We start from the raw sequence: 17,163 nt of genomic DNA on the forward strand, positions 1-17,163 counted from the left end.
CCCTCGCGGGGCGAGAGAGACCTGAGACCATGAAGAACGCACAGCAGCCCTCGGCCATGCCGATCCACAAGTACCGCCCGTTCCACGAGCAGATCGTCGTCGACCTGCCCGACAGGACGTGGCCCGCCAAGCGGATCGAGCAGGCCCCGCGCTGGTGCGCCGTCGACCTCCGCGACGGCAACCAGGCGCTGATCGACCCGATGAGCCCCGAGCGCAAGCGCATCATGTTCGACCTGCTGGTCGGCATGGGCTACAAGGAGATCGAGGTCGGCTTCCCGAGCGCCTCGCAGACCGACTTCGACTTCGTGCGCAGCCTCATCGACGAGGGCGCCATCCCCGACGATGTGACGATCCAGGTGCTGACGCAGGCGCGGGAGCACCTCATCGCACGCACATACGAGTCGATCGCGGGGGCGAAGCAGGCGATCGTCCACCTGTACAACAGCACGAGCGTCCTCCAGCGTGACGTCGTCTTCCGCACCGACCGCCAGGGCATCGTCGACATCGCCCTGGAGGGAGTCCGGCTCTGCCGCGAGCACGAGGCGACGATCCCCGAGACCACCGTGTTCTACGAGTACTCGCCCGAGAGCTACACCGGCACCGAGCTGGAGTTCGCGCGCGACATCTGCAACCAGGTGATCGAGGCCTTCGACGCGACTCCTGACCGCCCCGTGATCATCAACCTGCCGGCCACCGTCGAGATGGCGACGCCGAACGTGTACGCCGACTCGATCGAGTGGATGCACCGCAACCTGGCGCGTCGCGACAGCGTCATCCTGTCGCTGCACCCCCACAACGACCGCGGCACCGGCATCGCCGCCGCCGAGCTGGGCTACCTGGCCGGCGCCGACCGCATCGAGGGCTGCCTCTTCGGCAACGGCGAGCGGACGGGCAACGTCGACCTCGTCGCCCTGGGCATCAACCTGTTCACGCAGGGCATCGACCCGCAGATCGACTTCAGCGACCTCGACATGGTCAAGCGCACCGCGGAGCACTGCAACCAGCTGCCCGTCCACGAGCGCAGCCCCTGGGCGGGTGACCTGGTCTACACGGCCTTCTCCGGCTCGCACCAGGACGCCATCAAGAAGGGCTTCGAGGCGATGGCCGCGACCGCCGCCGAGCGGGGCGTCGACGTCGACCAGCTCGAGTGGGCCGTGCCCTACCTGCCGGTCGACCCGAAGGACCTCGGCCGCAGCTACGAGGCCGTCATCCGCGTCAACTCGCAGTCCGGCAAGGGCGGCGTGGCCTACCTGCTCAAGGCCGACCACGCGATCGACCTGCCCCGCAAGCTGCAGATCGAGTTCAGCGGCGTCGTGCAGTCGCGCACCGACGCCGAGGGCGGCGAGATGACGAGCGCGCACATCTGGTCGATCTTCCAGGACGAGTACCTGCCCGCCGACGACGCCGACGAGAAGTGGGGCCGCTTCGAGCTGACCCGCACGGGCACGTCGAGCGACATGAGCGGCGAGACCAGCCTCGACGTCGAGCTGCGCGTCGGCGACGAGCGTCAGCTGACGACGGGTCGCGGCACCGGTCCGATCGCGGCGTTCCTCTCCGTGCTCAGCGAGCAGGGCGTCTCGGTGAAGCTGTACGACTTCGTCGAGCACACGCTCAGCGCGAGCGGTGACGCGCAGGCCGCGGCGTACGTCGACCTCGACGTCGACGGCACGCGCCTCTGGGGCGTCGGGATCGACGCCGACAGCTCCACCGCGTCGCTCAAGGCGATCGTCTCGGCCGTCAACCGGGCCATCCGCCAGACGTCGGAGACGCGCGAGCTCGCCGCCGTCTAGCCCTCGTGGCCGTAGTCGTGGCCGTGGCCGGGGCTCGAGGCCGTGGCCTCTGTCGTGGCCGTAGCTGCAGCCGCAGCCGCAGCCTCGGCCTCTGGCCGGCCTCGTCGGCTCGTCACGCGCATCCCGCGGTCGGCAACTCCTGCACACCGTCGTCTCGAGCGACGCCGGAGCCGCTGGCGCGCCACGGGGCAGGAGTTGCCGACCGGGCCGTCCCGGGGCCCGGCGAGCGGGGGCCCGGCGCGAGCGGGGGCAGCGGCCCGCGACCGCGAGGAGGCGCGGGACGGCTCAGCGGGGCCGGCGCCAGCGGGGCAGGCGGCTGAGCGAGCGCTGCTCGGGCAGCGTCCAGCCGAAGCGCACGGCCAGCAGCCGGATCACCAGCGTCACCGACGTGCCGATCACGGCGGCGGCCGCCGCGGGCACGCCGAGGGAGACGAGGCTGACGAGCACCACGGTGCCGCCCGCGGCCGCGACGGCGTAGAGCGACCCCACGTGCATCATCGCGATCGTGAGGTTCATGAGCACGTCGCGCAGCACCGAACCGCCCACGGCGGAGATCACCCCCACGAAGATCGCCGGGATCTCCGGCAGCCCGAGCGACAGCGCCTTCGTCGAGCCGATCGCGCCGAAGAGCCCGATCGTCAGGGCGTCGAGGGCCGTGATGACGCTGGCGAGCCGGTGGAAGAGGCGCTGCAGCGCCATGCCGACGAGCGCGGCGGCGACCGCGACCAGCAGGTACCAGTTGCTCGCCATCATGCGCGGCACCTGCCCGAGCAGGACGTCGCGGAGGATGCCGCCGCCGAGCCCGGTCGCGATGCCGATGATGGCGACGCCCAGCAGGTCGAGGCGGCGGTCCTTGAACTCGGAGGCGAACATCGCGCCCTGGAGGCTCCCCACGCCGACGGCCAGGAGATCAGCCCAGAGGGGGATGGCGAAGGCCGTGGCGTGCATCCGACGTTTGTACCACGCGTGGGATCATGGGTCGGTGCCCGTCTACCGTGATGAATGCGTCGTGCTGCGCACCCACAAGCTGGGTGAGGCCGACCGCATCGTCACCATGCTCAGCCGCCAGCACGGCAAGATCCGAGCCGTCGCCAAGGGCGTCCGTCGCACCGCGTCGAAGTTCGGGGCCCGGCTCGAGCCGATGATGGTCGCCGACCTGCAGCTCTACGAGGGCCGCTCGCTCGACATCGTCCAGCAGGCGGAGTCCCTCGGCTCGTACGGCGCCCTCATCGCGAGCGACTACGCCAGCTACACCGCCGGCAGCGTCATGGTCGAGACGGCCGACAAGCTGACGGAGGCGGAGGCCGGCCTCCAGCAGTACCTCCTGCTGGTGGGGGCGCTGCGGTCGCTCTCACGGCACGAGCACGCGCCGCAGCTGACGCTCGACTCGTACCTCCTCCGGGCCCTCAGCGTCGCCGGGTGGTCACCGAGCTTCGGGGACTGCGCCGTCACGGGTGCACCCGGGCCGCACTCGGCGTTCGTCGTCCAGCTGGGCGGGGTCGTCGCGGACTCGCACGCGCCTCCCGGGGCTCCTCGCCTGTCGCGCGAGGCGCTCGGCCTCCTCGCCGCGCTGCTCACCGGCGACTGGGCCACCGCGGAGGCAGCGAGCGAGGCGACGCGCAACCAGGCCAGCGGCGTCGTCGCGGCCTACACGCAGTGGCACCTCGAGCGAGGCCTCCGGTCGATGCAGCACCTCGATCGCGAGCCGGGGCGACCGCAGCTCTCGCCCGGCGTCCGCGCGACGGCCGCGGCCGAGGCGGCAGCACTCGCGGCCACCGTCGTGCCCGTGCCCGTGCCCGCGGTCGATCCGACCACCCCGACCCTGCACGCCCCCGGAGGGACCCCGTGAAGAAGACCCACCGTGACGCCGTCGACTTCCGCCCCCTCGACTGGACAGGCCTCTACCCGCCCGAGCTGCCCGCAGCGGCCGTGCCCGAGCACGTCGCCATCGTGATGGACGGCAACGGCCGCTGGGCCAACGGTCGCGGCCTGACTAGGGTGGAGGGCCACAAGGCCGGCGAGGCGAGCCTGCTCGACGTCGTCGCGGGCGCGATCCAGCTGGGCGTCAAGCACCTCAGCGTCTACGCCTTCTCGACCGAGAACTGGAAGCGCTCGCCCGACGAGGTGCGCTTCCTCATGGGCTTCAACCGCGAGGTGCTGCACCGTCGACGCGACCAGCTCAACGCCTGGGGCGTCCGGGTGCGCTGGGCGGGCCGGAAGCCGCGGCTGTGGGGCTCCGTCATCAAGGAGCTGCAGTTCGCCGAGCAGCTCACGCGCGACAACGACGTGCTGACCCTCACGATGTGCGTCAACTACGGCGGCCGCACCGAGATCGCCGACGCCGTCCGCGAGATCGTCGAGGGGGTCGCGGCCGGGCGCATCAAGCCGTCGGGGGTCAGCGAGAAGCTGATCCAGAAGCACCTCTACACGGCCGACCTGCCCGACGTCGACCTCTTCGTCCGCAGCTCGGGCGAGCAGCGGACGAGCAACTTCCTGCTCTGGCAGTCGGCCTACGCCGAGATGGTCTTCCTCGACACGCTCTGGCCCGACTTCACCCGCGAGGACCTCTGGGGAGCCGTCACCACCTACGCCCGTCGGGCGCGCCGGTTCGGCGGGGCCGTCGACGCTCCCGGCCAGGGCGCCTGAGCCTCAGAACTGGACGTTGGCCCCGAGGAAGATGCGCTCGGCGGGCCAGAGGAACTGAAGCGTCAACGGCCCGTCGGCCTGACGGTGGAACCAGGCGTTGCCGAACACGACCTGTTCGCCGGGCAGCAGGTACCACGACGTCGCGTCGGCGGGGAACTGCGTCGCCAGCTCGGTCGACCAGCCCTGGCTCGTGATGAGGTCCTGCCCGGCGAAGGTGTCCTGCTGGGCGAGGTCGTTGCCGTACGACGAGTAGTCGGCCGAGAGGTCGGTGAGGTCGAGCCGGCGCTGCGAGGCGTTCGACAGCACGTAGACGGTCGCCTCGACCGTCGTGCCGGCCGGGTAGGGGTCGGTGCCGTCCGGCCGCGCGAAGATCGACGGTTCGGTGGTCGTGAGCTCACCGACGCCGTAGACGTAGATCGTGAGGTCCTTGTAGTTGACCTGGTTCAGCAGCGCGCCGCCGGGCACGAGGTCGTCGGCGGCCGAGCCGCCGCCGGTGCCGGGCGCCCCGGTCACCTGGGGCTGCGGGACGCCGGAGGAGCCCTGCCCGGGGTCGGACCCCGACGACCCGGACGAGCCGTCGGCGGGGCGCAGGGTGTCGAGGTCGGCGTAGCACCCGGTCAGCCCCAGGAGGGCCGCGGAGAGCAGGGCGGCGGAGGCGAGGGTTCTTCTCGACACGGGGCAGGCACCTCTCGGGCGGGAGGCCGGGCGGGCGGCACGGCGGGCGGATCGCCAGCCTAGCCGGGGCCCCCGACGCCGACGCGGGAGGCGGGGGCCGGAGCGGCCTCGGGCCCCACGACGCCCCGGAGCCCGTGCACCGGGGGATCGACCGCGTGCAGGGCCTCGGCCAGCAGCCGCACGCTCGGCACCCGTCGGGCCCCGCGTCGGTGGACCACGGAGATGACGCGGGCCATCCCGCGGGGCAGCGGCACGACCCGCACGCCGTTCGGCACCGCCGCGGCCTGCAACGAGAGCCCCGGCAGGAGGGCGACGCCGAGCCCCGACGCGACGAGCCCGAGCACCGCGAGGGCGTTGTCGGTCTCGAGCACGATCTCGGGCTCGAAGCCCGCCGACGCGCACGACGCGAGCAGGTGACCCCGACAGCGCGGGCACCCGCCGATCCAGCGCTCCGCCGCGAGCGAGGCGAAGTCGTCGCCGGGCTGGAACCCGTGCGCGCGCGGCACCACGAGCACGGTCTCGTCGACGAACGCGGGGTGCTCCCGCAGGGAGTCCGGCAGCGGGGCCGGCGAGGGCACGCCCGCCCCGGCGTGCCCGAAGACCAGGGCCACGTCGGCGAGGCCGTCCCTGACCAGGGCCAGCGCCTCCGGCGGCTCGGCTTCGACGAAGTCCACCCGCAGCCCGGGGCGGCTCCGGTGCAGGGCGGAGAGGACCTCGGGCACGAGGGTCGAGGAGGCGCTGGGGAAGCCCGCCAGGCGGACCCGGCCGGACGTCGCCCCGCCCAGGTGGTCGAGCTCCTGCCGCGCGGCGTCGAGCGCGGCCTGCACGTGCACGGCGTGCTCGGCGAGACGTCGGCCGGCCTCGGTGAGGGCGACCCCGCGGCCCGACCGCAGGACGAGCGGGTGGCCGACCCGCGCCTCCGCGCGTCGCAGGTGCTGGCTGACGGCGGGCTGGCTGTAGCCCAGGCGGGCGGCCGCCGCGGTGATGGTGCCCGTCTCGGCCAGGGCCCTCACGACCCGGAGGGTCTGCAGGTCGACGTCGTCGCTCATGGCTCGACCATAACCCCGGGTTATGGATCACGAGCAGAGCTGGCGGTTGTCGTGACGGAGGCGGGTCGTCACGCTGGAGGCATGACCGCACCCGCCCGCACCCTCCCGGCCCCGACCGGCGCCCCGCTCTCCGTCGCGGACCTCGCGGGGCAGTTCGCCCGCGGCACCGGCTACCTCGCGGCCTGCACCATGGGGCTGCCGCTGGCCGCGACGCTGGAGGCGCAGCAGCGTGACCAGGAGGCCTGGTGGACGGGCCGCCGGTCGCCCGTCGACTACGGGGCGATCGTCGAGGAGTCGCGGGCCGCGTGGGCCCGGTCGGTCGGCGTCCCGACGTCGGCCGTCGCGATCGGCTCCCAGACGTCGGTGATGGTGTCGGTGGTCGCCGCGGCCGTCCCCGACGGCGCCGATGTGCTCTGCGTCGACGGCGACTTCAGCTCGATGGTGTTCCCGTTCGTGGCGCAGGCGCACCGGGGCGTCACGGTGAGGAGCGTGCCGCTGGCCGAGCTCGCGGAGAGCGTGGGGGAGCGCACCGCCGTGGTGGCCTGGTCGGCCGTGCAGTCGGCCACGGGGGAGGTCGCCGACCACGCCGCGGTGGTGGCGGCGGCGGCCCGGCACGGCAGCCTCACCGTCTGCGACCTGACCCAGGCCGCCGGCGTGCTGCCGGTCGACGCCGCGACCGTCGACGTGACGGTCTGCCACGCCTACAAATGGCTCTGCAGCCCGCGCGGCGCGGCCCTCGCGACGTTCTCGGCGCGGGCCCTCGCCGAGCTCCGGCCCGTCCAGGCCGGGTGGTACGCGGGGGAGTCCGTGTGGTCGTCCTGCTACGGGCCCGAGATGCACCTCGCGAGCGACGCCCGGGCGTTCGACGTGTCGCCGGCCTGGCAGGCGTGGGCCGGCGCCCTGCCCGCCCTCGACGCCTTCTCCCGGCTCGACGTCGCGGAGGCCTGGACCCACGCCAGCGGGCTCGGCGACGAGCTGTGCCGACGCCTCGGCATCGCCGAGCAGGGGCAGGCGATCGTCACCTGGCCCGACGCGGAGGCCCGCGACGTCGCGGCGATGACCGCGGCGGGCCTGACCGTCTCGGGCCGTGCGGGGCGGGCGCGCGTCGCCTTCCACCTCTGGAACGACGGCGACGACGTCGAGGCCGTCGTGCGGGCCCTCCGGACGTGATGCCGGGCCTCCGGCCCTGACGCCGGCCGGGGCCCCGGACGTGGCGCCGGCCCGGGCCCCGGCCCTGGCGTGGCGACCTCGGCGGCTAGAGTTGCCGGGTACCTCGACCCACCGGGCACCCAGCTCGGCCTGACTCTCTGGAGCATCACACGTGGCAGCACCCAACCGTCTCGATTCCGTCATCGCCCTGGCCAAGCGCCGAGGGTTCGTCTTCCAGTCGGGAGAGATCTACGGCGGATCGCGGTCGGCGTGGGACTACGGCCCCCTCGGCGTGGCCCTGAAGGAGAACATCAAGCGCCAGTGGTGGCAGACCATGGTGCAGGGCCGCGACGACGTGGTCGGGCTCGACTCGGCGGTCATCCTGCCCCGTCAGGTGTGGGAGGCCTCCGGCCACGTCGAGGTCTTCAGCGACCCGCTGGTCGAGTCGCTGCACACCCACAAGCGCTACCGCGCCGACCACCTGCTCGAGGCGTACGAGGCCAAGCACGGCCACCCGCCGGAGAACGGCCTCGCCGACGTGCGCGACCCCGAGACCGGCCAGCCCGGCTCGTGGACGGAGCCGCAGAACTTCTCCGGCCTGCTGAAGACCTTCCTCGGCCCGGTCGACAACGAGCAGGGCATGGCGTACCTGCGCCCCGAGACGGCCCAGGGCATCTTCACCAACTTCGACAACATCCTGCAGTCGTCGCGCATCAAGCCCCCGTTCGGCATCGGCCAGATCGGCAAGAGCTTCCGCAACGAGATCACGCCCGGCAACTTCATCTTCCGCACCCGCGAGTTCGAGCAGATGGAGATGGAGTTCTTCGTCGAGCCCGGCACCGACGAAGAGTGGCACCAGTACTGGATCGACCAGCGCTTCCAGTGGTACGTCGACCTCGGCATCGACCCCGACAACCTCCGCCTCTACGAGCACGCGGCCGAGAAGCTGTCGCACTACTCGAAGCGCACCGTCGACATCGAGTACCGGTTCCGCTTCGCGGGCGGTGAGTTCGGCGAGCTCGAGGGCGTCGCGAACCGCACCGACTACGACCTCAAGACGCACGCCGCCGCCTCCGGCAAGGACTTGTCGTACTTCGACCAGGCGAAGAACGAGCGCTGGACGCCCTACGTCATCGAGCCCGCGGCGGGCCTCACCCGCTCGCTGATGGCCTTCCTCGTCGACGCCTACACGGAGGACGAAGCGCCGAACGCGAAGGGCGGCGTCGACAAGCGCACCGTCCTTAAGCTCGACCGCCGCCTGGCGCCGATCAAGGTGGCCGTGCTGCCGCTGAGCCGCAACGAGCAGCTGTCGCCGCTCGCCCGGGGCCTGGCTGCCGACCTCCGCAAGTACTGGAACATCGACTTCGACGACGCCGGCGCCATCGGGCGTCGCTACCGTCGCCAGGACGAGATCGGCACGCCGTTCTGCGTCACGGTCGACTTCGACTCCCTCGACGACGATGCGGTCACGGTGCGCGAGCGCGACACGATGGCCCAGGAGCGCATGCCGCTCTCGGCCCTCCGCGGCTACCTGGCGGAGCAGCTGCTCGGCGCCTAGGCCTCCGGCACGCCGAGAGGGCCCCGACAGCGCGTGCTGTCGGGGCCCTCTCTCCGTCCAGGTCTGCGCCTGTGCCGCGTCCTGGCCTGGGACGCGCCCCTGAGTCCGAGCCTGCGGCCTGCACGCGCGGTGTCGTCGCTCGCGACGGCACCGGAGTCCGTGCATGGCGCCGCCCTCGTGCCCGGCCCGCAGCGCGTCCTCCGCGCGTGGTCGGCAACTCCTGCTCGCTGTCACGCCGCGCGGCCCAGCCCCTTCCCACGTGCAGCGTGCAGGACGAGCCGACCGCCGCGTCGCGCAACCGGCACCGGACCGTCGACGCCGGGCTGGAGGCGGCAGGTCCTCCGCCGCGCCCCCGCCTCCGCCTGGTGGTGCTGGGCAGCGACCCCCGCCTCCGCCTGGTGGTGCTGGGCGCTGACGCCCGCGTCCGCCTGGTGGTGCTGGGCGCTGATCCGTGCCTCCGCCTGGTGGTGCTGGCCAGCGACCCCCCGCCTCCCACCCTGGGCGTCTCCCCACCGCTCGCCGCCGGTGTCCCCTGGTGCTGAGGTCGGGAACTCCTGCCCGGTGTCTCCGGCGCGCGCTCCGCGGCTCGGGCCGCGACAGCGGGCAGGAGTCGCCGACCGGTCCCTGGGCGGTGGGGGCCTCCGGGCGTGGCGGAGGGGGCTGCCCGCGTCGGCTCGGCCGCGGTCGGCAACTCCTGCCGGGTGTCGTCACGGCGCGCTCGGCGGCTCCGCCCACGACAGCGCGCAGGAGTTGCCGACCGGCCCCGGAGCGACGCGGGCTGAGGCGGTGCCGTCACCGGCTGTGCGACCGGCGTCGGCGCCGTCGGCAACTCCTGCCGGGTGTCGTCGGCGGGGGCGTCGAGGCGCGTCACGCCGCAGGGAGCAGGAGTTGCCGACGGAGGGCGGGTGACCGGGTGGGGTGGGGGAGAGCGGGAGAGCGAGACAGCGTGACGGCGAGAGGGGGAGGCTCGGGGAGCGCGTGCGGGGACGGGAGGCGCGGGGAGCGCGAGAGGGGGAGGCGCGGGCGCGCGTGCTTGGGAGGCGCGGGGAGCAGGTGCGGGGGAGGCGCGGGGAGCGCGTGAGGGACGGGAGGCGCGGTGCGGGAGGTGCACCGGTGCGGGACGCGTCCTCCCCAGCGGCCGCAGGGGGATCCCTGTCCACGGGAGGGCGGGCGCCGCCGGGACCCTGCCCTCGCGGAGCACCAGGATCGGCCCATGACGACGATCCGAGAGCTGGTGCACGACGCCGGGGGACTGCTGCACAAGCGCGACCTGGTCGCGCACGGCGCGTCCGACCGGCACCTCACCGCTGCCGTCCGCCACGGGGGAGTGCTGCGGCCCCGCCGGGGGTGGTACTCGACGTGGAGTCCGACCGATCCGCGCTTCGTCGCCGTCGGCGTCGGGGGCCGCCTCGCGGGGGCGTCCGCGCTGGCCCTGCAGGGAGCCTGGGCCTGGCGGCCACCGTCGCAGGTCGTCGTCTCCGTGCCCCGCACGGCGTCACGGCTCCGCCGCCGGCCGGGCACGAGGGTGGTGTGGGACGGTCCGGCCGTGTCGGCCCGAGGCGCGACGGCCGTCGTCCACGTGCACGACGCCCTGGCGCGAGCCGTGGTCGAGGCCGACTCGTTCGAGGACGCCGTCGCCCTCGCCGACTGGGCCCGACGGGCCGCAGTGGTCGACCGGGTCGACGTCGAGCCCGTGCTCGGAGCTCACCGGAGCGACGCGGCGGGCCTGGCGGCCTGGAGCGACGACGGCGCCCAGAGCATCCTCGAAAGCGTGGCGGGCACCCGCCTCCGCCTCCGTGGTCGCCGGGTGGCTCGGCAGGTGGTCGTGGGCCCCCTGGGGGAGGCGGTCGACCTGACCGTCGACGGGCTCGTCGGTCTCGAGACGGACGGCCGAGAGCACCACGAGGGCCGGTTCGAGCGCGACAGGTGGAAGGACGGCCTGACGGCCCGGGCCGGGTACCTGCCGCTCCGGGCGAGCTTCCTCGCCGTGCGCCACCGGTGGGCCGAGACCGAGGCCGCCGTCGACGCGATGATCAGCACCGCCGGCGGTCCTGCCCCCGGCCGACGGCCCGGGCCGGGGCTCCCGCGGCTCCTGGCTGCTCGGGGCGGGCGGTCCTGGAGGCTGTCCCGGGAATGCCGGGGGCGTGGCCGGACTTGGCTCCAGGCGTGACCGACTCGACCCCCGCCTCCACCGTCCCCTCTCCCCGCGACCCCGTCGTCGTCGACGTGTGGAGCGACATCGCCTGCCCGTGGTGCTTCATCGGCAAGCGCAAGTTCGAGGCCGCGGTCGAGAGGTTCGAGGGCGACGTCACCGTCGAGTACCACTCGTTCGAGCTCTCGCCCGACACCCCGGTGGACTTCGAGGGCGACGAGATCGACTTCCTGTCGAAGCACAAGGGCATGCCGGCCGACCAGGTGCAGGGCATGCTCGACAACGTCGCCGGGATCGCGGCCGAGGTCGGGCTCGCCTACGACTTCGACGCCCTGAAGCACACCAACACCGTCAAGGCGCACCAGCTGCTGCACTTCGCGAAGGCCCGGGGTCGCCAGCTCGACATGAAGGAGCGCCTCCTCTCGGCCTACTTCGAGGAGGGGCGGCACGTCGGCCGGGTGCAGGACCTCGCCGACCTCGCCGCCGACATCGGGCTCGATCGCGACGAGGTCGTGGCGGCCCTCGAGTCGGACGCCCACCTCGCCGACGTCCGGGACGACCAGCGGCAGGCCCAGGCGTACGGCATCTCGGGGGTGCCCTTCTTCGTCCTCGAGGGCAAGTACGGCATCAGCGGCGCCCAGGCGCCGGAGACCTTCCTCGGGGCGCTGCAGCAGGTCGTCGCCGAGCGCGTCGCCGCCGCAGCCCCTGCCGTCGGGGCCGACCGATGAACGCGGCCTTCACGATGCTGGGCGACGCCGACGCGCTCGCCTGCGAAGGGGAATCGTGCCTCCTGCCGGCCGTCGTCGCCGACGTGCACGCAGCGACCGCCAGCGGTCGGGCGCCCGCCCGGGCCGTCGTCGAGGCGCTCGACGAGGGCCGCCAGATCTGACGCGACGTCCGTCGTGCCCGACGACGACGGCGTCCTCCGCCGTCATCGTCCACCTCGCGACGGCGGGGATCGGGCTCAGTCGCTGATGTCCGCCACCGTCGCCGAGAGACCCTCGACGAGCGCGTCGGCGTCGACGAGGGCGCTCCGGCCGTGGACCCCGGCCCCGAGGGCGACGCGGAGGCCGAGGACGCGCTCGTCGGCGAACACCGGCCACGCCGTGGAGCTGCCCAGCGGGGTGATCGTGCCGCGCTCGTAACCGGTGGCCTCGAAGGCCACCTCGGCCGAGGGCATCGACAGCTTGTTGACGCCGACCACGGAACGCAGCTTGCTCCACGAGATCTGTCGGTCTCCCGGCACGAGCGCGAAGAGGAACGTCCCGTCGTGCCGCTTCACGACGAGGCTCTTCACCACCGACGAGGCGTCGAGTCCGAGCAGGGCCGCGGCCTCCTCGAGGCTCTCCGCGGCGGGCCGCTCGACGACCTCGACGGCGAGGCCCAGCCGGTCGGCCGCGACCGACACCCGGTCGGCGCCGGGAGCTGCGGGGGAGCCACCGTCGCCTCGTCCCTCCCCGACTCCCCGCTCCTCCGACTCGTCCACACCCGCTGCCGACCCGACTGTCGCGCCCTCGTCGCTCATGGGAGAATCGTACCGATGTCCACCACCACCCTTCCTTCCCCCGGCCTCTCGATCGGACCGATCGACGTGGCCTCGCCCGTCGTCCTCGCCCCGATGGCCGGCATCACGAACACCGCCTACCGCCGCCTCTGCCGCGAGTACGGCGCGGGTCTCTACGTGAGCGAGATGATCACGAGCCGTGCGCTGGTCGAGCGCACCCCCGAGTCGATGAGGCTCATCCAGCACCACGAGAGCGAGACCCTCCGCAGCATCCAGCTCTACGGGGTCGAGCCCAACACCGTCGCCGAGGCGGTCACCATGCTCGTGGCGGAGGACCGCGCCGACCACATCGACCTCAACTTCGGCTGCCCGGTGGCGAAGGTGACGCGTCGGGGCGGGGGAGCAGCCCTCCCCTGGAAGCTCGGCCTGTTCCGCGAGATCGTCGAGCGGGCCGTGCGCGCCGCCGGTGACGTCCCGGTCACGGTGAAGATGCGGAAGGGCATCGACGCCGACCACCTGACCTACCTCGAGGCCGGCCGAGCGGCCGAGGGCGCGGGCGTCGCGAGCATCGCGCTCCACGCGCGCACCGCCTCCGAGTTCTATTCCGGCACGGCCGACTGGTCGGCCATCGCCACCCTGAAGGAGACCATCAGCAGCGTGCCCGTGCTGGGCAACGGCGACATCTGGTCCGCGGCGGACGCCCTGCGCATGGTCGACGAGACCGGCTGCGACGGCGTCGTCGTCGGCCGGGGGTGCCTCGGGCGACCGTGGCTCTTCGGCGACCTCGCGGCGGCCTTCCGCGGCGAGGACGCCAAGGCCGAGCCCACGCTCGGCGAGGTCGCCGCCGCCTTCCGGCGTCACGCCGAGCTGCTCGTCGAGTTCTACGACGGCGACGAGCCGCACGCGTGCCGCGACATCCGCAAGCACGTCGCCTGGTACTTCAAGGGGTACCCCGTCGGCGGCGAGACCCGTGCCAGCCTGGCGGCGGTCGAGTCCCTGCAGCAGATGGACGACCTGCTGTCGACCCTCGACGGCTCGCAGGAGTACCCGGGCGAGGCCGCCGAGGGCCCCCGGGGCCGCGCCGGCAGCCCGAAGCGCCCGTCCCTGCCCGACCGCTGGCTCGAGAGCCGCGAGCTCGACGTCGCCTTCAAGGCCGAGCTGGCCGCGGCCGAGCTGCACCACAGCGGCGGCTGAGGCGTGTCGATCCGCGTCGCCCCGCACCTGCCGGCCCGCACCCGTCCCGTCGTGCCCGCCCGCGACTCCGCCCGTCTTCCTGCCTGCCCCGAACCGAGAGGTGACCGGTGACCGCTGCGTCCCCGCACGCCGTGAGCGTCGCCTACGACCCCGCCGACTCCGAGCGGTGGCTGCCCGAGCAGCACTCGAACCGACGCAGCGACTTCGCCCGCGACCGCGCTCGGCTGCTGCACTCCAGCGCGCTCCGTCGCCTCGCGGCCAAGACGCAGGTGCTGAGCCCCACCGCGGGCCTCGACTTCGCGCGCAACCGGCTCACGCACTCGCTCGAGGTCGCGCAGGTCGGCCGGGAGCTCGCGACGAGCCTGGGCCTCGACCCCGACGTCGTCGACACGGCGTGCCTGGCACACGACCTCGGGCACCCGCCCTTCGGCCACAACGGCGAGCGGGCCCTCAACGAGTGGTCGCGCGACATCGGCGGCTTCGAGGGCAACGCGCAGACCCTGCGGCTCCTCACGCGCATCGAGCCCAAGGTCATCGACGCGACCGGCCGCAGCTTCGGCCTCAACCTGACGCGTGCCAGCCTCGACGCGAGCTGCAAGTACCCGTGGCCGGCCGCCCAGGGCGTGCCCGACCCCGGCGGGCGCATGAAGTTCGGCTTCTACGACGACGACACGGCCGCGTTCGAGTGGCTGCGCGCCGGGGCACCTCGCCGCCGTCGCTGCATCGAGGCCCAGGTGATGGACCTCTCCGACGACATCGCCTACTCGGTGCACGACTTCGAGGACGCCGTGGTCAACGGCTACGTCGACGTCTCGAGCCTCGGCTCGCTCGACGGCCACGACGACCTCGTGACGGCCATGCACGCCTGGGTCGGCGGCGAGCTCAGCCGTGACGAGCTGGTGGAGGCGTTCGAGCGGCTGCGTCGCCAGCCCTTCTGGCTGCGGTCGTACGACGGGGGCCGGCTCGACCAGGCCCGGCTGAAGAACCTCACCAGCCAGCTCATCGGCCGCTTCGCGGGCTCGGCCACGCAGTCGACCCGGGAGTCGTACGCGGAGGAGTCGCTCATCCGGTTCCGCGCGAGCATGGTCATCTCGCCCGACGTCATCGGAGAGATCGCGGTGCTGAAGGGGATCACCGCGGCGTTCGTGATGACCCAGGGCGCACGCCAGCCCATCTACGAGCGTCAGCGTGAGGTGCTGACGACCCTCGCCGAGTCCCTCTGGCAGCGGGGTGACTCCGAGCTCGACGCGGGCTTCGCGGCCGACTGGGCCAGCGCCTCCGACGACGCCGCCCGCCGCCGCGTGGTCGTCGACCAGGTCGCGTCGCTGACCGACCAGAGCGCCATGGCCTGGCACGACCGCCTCGTCGGCTCCCGGTGACGCGCCCGAGCGACACCGCACCCGTGCACACGGGCCTCCGGGGCACAGCTCCCGTGTCGGCCCCCCGACCTAGGATCGATCCGTGGCAGGGCTGATCAAGCGGGACGACATCGACGAGGTGCGCTCGCGCACCAACATCGCCGACGTCGTCGGCGACCACGTCACGCTCAAGGGCGCCGGCGTCGGCAGCCTCAAGGGCCTCTGCCCGTTCCACGACGAGCGCAGCCCGAGCTTCCACGTGCGGCCGCAGGTCGGCCGGTACCACTGCTTCGGCTGCGGCGAGGACGGCGACGTCTACAGCTTCGTCATGAAGATGGACCACACCACCTTCCAGGAGGCGGTGGAGCGCCTAGCCGGCCGCATCGGCTTCGCCCTGCACTACGAGGACGGCGGTCAGGCGAGCGACCACGGCAACCGGGCGCGTCTCCTGGCGGCCAACGAGGCGGCTCGCGAGTTCTTCGTCGAGCACCTCACGGCGGCCGACGCCGACCCGGCCCGACGCTTCCTCGGCGAGAGGGGCTTCGACCCGGCAGCCGCCGAGCGCTTCGGGGTCGGCTTCGCGCCGAAGTCGTTCGACGCCCTCCGCTCGCACCTCAAGGGCCTGCGCTTCACCGACGAGGAGCTCGTGACGGCGGGCCTGCTCAGCCAGGGCGACCGCAGCCCCTACGACAGGTTCCGGGGCCGTCTGCTCTGGCCGATCCGCGACGTCACCGGCTCGACGATCGGCTTCGGCGCGCGCCGCCTGCTCGACGACGACAAGGGCCCGAAGTACCTCAACACGCCCGAGACGCCCGTCTACCACAAGTCGCAGGTGCTCTACGGGCTCGACCTCGCCCGACGCGACATCGCCAAGGGCAAGCAGGTCGTCATCGTCGAGGGCTACACCGACGTCATGGCGTGCCACCTCGCGGGCGTCACGACGGCCGTCGCCACCTGCGGCACGTCGTTCGGCGTCGACCACATCAAGTTGCTGCGCCCGATGCTCGGCGACGTCGGCGGGGCCGACACGTCGACGGCCGGTGAGGTCGTCTTCACCTTCGACCCCGACGAGGCCGGTCAGCGGGCCGCCTCCCGCGCCTTCGCCGAGGAGAGCCGCTTCTCGGCGCAGACCTTCGTGGCCGTCGCGCCCGACGGGCTCGACCCGTGCGACCTGCGGCTCAACCGCGGCGACGACGCGGTCCGCCGCCTCGTCGACACGAAGCGGCCGATGTTCGAGTTCATGATCCGCCGCGTGCTCGACGCCCACGACCTGGAGACGGTGGAGGGGCGGGTCGCCGCCCTGCGCGCCGCGGCTCCCGTCGTGGCCGGCATCCGCGACCGGTCGATGACCCAGGGCTACGTCCGCTCGCTCGCGGGCTGGCTGGGGCTCGACCCGGGGGAGGTCGCGACCAGCGTCGAGGAGGCGCGCCGCGCCTCCGGTGCCGTGGCCGCCCTCGAGCGGGCCCAGCCGAAGAGCGTCTCCGACGGGCGGCAGTCCATCACCAGCCTGCCGCCGCTGCCCGAGGAGCCCGCGGGGCCCAGCCTGATGACGCTGCCCGGCGACCTGACCACCACGACAGAAGCATTCGCGTTGATGGCCATGCTGCAGCACCCCGACGCGGTCGGTTTCGAGCTCATGCGTCAAGCTGTCTCAGTGCGTCTAGAGACGACCTCGCTGGCGGTAGTGCGAGACGCCATCGGGGCGAGCCTCGATCGGTTCGGAGACACAGCCTGGCTGGACGTGGTCTTAGGACAGACTCCGTCACCATTCGACGCCCTCGCCAAGGAGTTGGCGGTTGCGCCGATCCCCGAGCGGCCAGGTCGCGAGATCACGACGTACTGCAGAGGCATCGTCGTGTCGATCGTGGAACGTGACTTGATCAGGAGAAAGTCGGAAGCGATGGGACGCTCCTTCAGGACTGATGTCAAGACCGACCCCCAGGCGTGGCGCGAGATCCAGGTCGAGCTAGCGGCCCTGGAGGCCGAGCGCCGGGCACTCACCAGCGAGTGAATCGCACCTCGAGACGACCAGACCACGTGGCAAGGTTCGTTGCCGTCTTGTTAACGATCCGGCCTGGGCTACGACCC

Annotated in this window: 15 protein-coding genes and 1 pseudogene; 12 read left to right on the forward strand and 4 right to left on the reverse strand. The window is 73.0% G+C overall.

All coding sequences use genetic code 11. From position 1 onward, the window contains the following. Window positions 1-29: 29 nt before the first annotated feature. On the forward strand, window positions 30-1,790 hold the full coding sequence (leuA, locus tag ASF82_RS05120) for a 2-isopropylmalate synthase (RefSeq protein WP_056054232.1): 1,761 nt from the start codon (window positions 30-32) through the stop codon (window positions 1,788-1,790). Window positions 1,791-2,075: 285 nt separating this feature from the next. Here leuA and ASF82_RS05125 read toward each other — a convergent pair whose 3' ends face one another. After that, window positions 2,076-2,738: a trimeric intracellular cation channel family protein gene (locus ASF82_RS05125; RefSeq protein ID WP_056054235.1), complete on the reverse strand. Its 663-nt coding sequence runs from the start codon at window positions 2,736-2,738 to the stop codon at window positions 2,076-2,078. Between the two features lie 34 nt (window positions 2,739-2,772). Between ASF82_RS05125 and recO the strand changes: the two are divergent. Next, window positions 2,773-3,492: pseudogene (gene recO, locus ASF82_RS05130) on the forward strand (DNA repair protein RecO); the annotation flags it as partial. Window positions 3,493-3,635: 143 nt separating this feature from the next. Beyond that, complete coding sequence (locus ASF82_RS05135; RefSeq protein WP_056054240.1) at window positions 3,636-4,436, forward strand: isoprenyl transferase; 801 nt, start codon at window positions 3,636-3,638, stop codon at window positions 4,434-4,436. 3 nt (window positions 4,437-4,439) lie between these two features. Here ASF82_RS05135 and ASF82_RS05140 read toward each other — a convergent pair whose 3' ends face one another. Together ASF82_RS05140 and ASF82_RS05145 are read right to left on the reverse strand one after the other, a co-directional pair. After that, window positions 4,440-5,111 (reverse strand): hypothetical protein, encoded by a 672-nt coding sequence (locus tag ASF82_RS05140; protein WP_056054243.1) that lies wholly within the window; start codon window positions 5,109-5,111, stop codon window positions 4,440-4,442. 59 nt (window positions 5,112-5,170) lie between these two features. Then, window positions 5,171-6,160: a LysR family transcriptional regulator gene (locus tag ASF82_RS05145; RefSeq protein WP_082514330.1), complete on the reverse strand. Its 990-nt coding sequence runs from the start codon at window positions 6,158-6,160 to the stop codon at window positions 5,171-5,173. Between the two features lie 81 nt (window positions 6,161-6,241). On the opposite strand from ASF82_RS05145, the gene ASF82_RS05150 reads away from it, so the two are divergent. The 6 genes from ASF82_RS05150 (at window position 6,242) to ASF82_RS15510 (ending at window position 11,908) form a co-directional block, all read left to right on the forward strand. Beyond that, window positions 6,242-7,330 carry an aminotransferase class V-fold PLP-dependent enzyme gene (locus ASF82_RS05150; RefSeq protein ID WP_056054246.1) on the forward strand — a complete coding sequence of 363 codons (1,089 nt, stop codon included), beginning with the start codon at window positions 6,242-6,244 and terminating at the stop codon, window positions 7,328-7,330. Between the two features lie 151 nt (window positions 7,331-7,481). Beyond that, on the forward strand, window positions 7,482-8,867 hold the full coding sequence (locus ASF82_RS05155; protein ID WP_056054249.1) for a glycine--tRNA ligase: 1,386 nt from the start codon (window positions 7,482-7,484) through the stop codon (window positions 8,865-8,867). Window positions 8,868-9,133: 266 nt separating this feature from the next. Further along, window positions 9,134-9,409 carry a hypothetical protein gene (locus ASF82_RS15500; protein WP_056054254.1) on the forward strand — a complete coding sequence of 92 codons (276 nt, stop codon included), beginning with the start codon at window positions 9,134-9,136 and terminating at the stop codon, window positions 9,407-9,409. A 671-nt stretch (window positions 9,410-10,080) separates the two neighbouring features. After that, window positions 10,081-11,037 (forward strand): hypothetical protein, encoded by a 957-nt coding sequence (locus tag ASF82_RS15505; protein ID WP_056054257.1) that lies wholly within the window; start codon window positions 10,081-10,083, stop codon window positions 11,035-11,037. Beyond that, entirely contained in the window at window positions 11,034-11,747 is a 714-nt protein-coding gene (locus ASF82_RS05170) for a DsbA family protein (protein WP_056054259.1), read from the forward strand. Before ASF82_RS15505 ends, ASF82_RS05170 begins: the two co-directional genes overlap by 4 nt. Continuing rightward, complete coding sequence (locus ASF82_RS15510) at window positions 11,744-11,908, forward strand: hypothetical protein (protein ID WP_156369921.1); 165 nt, start codon at window positions 11,744-11,746, stop codon at window positions 11,906-11,908. The genes ASF82_RS05170 and ASF82_RS15510 overlap by 4 nt, the downstream gene beginning before the upstream one ends. 75 nt (window positions 11,909-11,983) lie before the next feature. Here the strand turns inward: ASF82_RS15510 and ASF82_RS05175 are convergent, their stop codons facing one another. Beyond that, window positions 11,984-12,544: an aminoacyl-tRNA deacylase gene (locus tag ASF82_RS05175; protein ID WP_082514331.1), complete on the reverse strand. Its 561-nt coding sequence runs from the start codon at window positions 12,542-12,544 to the stop codon at window positions 11,984-11,986. A gap of 15 nt (window positions 12,545-12,559) precedes the next feature. On the opposite strand from ASF82_RS05175, the gene dusB reads away from it, so the two are divergent. The 3 genes from dusB to dnaG all read left to right on the forward strand — a co-directional run bounded on the left by dusB (window position 12,560) and on the right by dnaG (window position 17,086). Beyond that, window positions 12,560-13,717 (forward strand): tRNA dihydrouridine synthase DusB, encoded by a 1,158-nt coding sequence (gene dusB, locus ASF82_RS05180; RefSeq protein ID WP_056054265.1) that lies wholly within the window; start codon window positions 12,560-12,562, stop codon window positions 13,715-13,717. Window positions 13,718-13,824: 107 nt separating this feature from the next. Continuing rightward, window positions 13,825-15,096 carry a deoxyguanosinetriphosphate triphosphohydrolase gene (locus ASF82_RS05185; RefSeq protein ID WP_056054268.1) on the forward strand — a complete coding sequence of 424 codons (1,272 nt, stop codon included), beginning with the start codon at window positions 13,825-13,827 and terminating at the stop codon, window positions 15,094-15,096. 82 nt (window positions 15,097-15,178) lie between these two features. Further along, entirely contained in the window at window positions 15,179-17,086 is a 1,908-nt protein-coding gene (gene dnaG, locus ASF82_RS05190; RefSeq protein ID WP_056054271.1) for a DNA primase, read from the forward strand. Window positions 17,087-17,163 lie beyond the last annotated feature (77 nt).

The organism is Frigoribacterium sp. Leaf164 (assembly GCF_001423665.1).
Taxonomy (GTDB): domain Bacteria; phylum Actinomycetota; class Actinomycetes; order Actinomycetales; family Microbacteriaceae; genus Frigoribacterium; species Frigoribacterium endophyticum.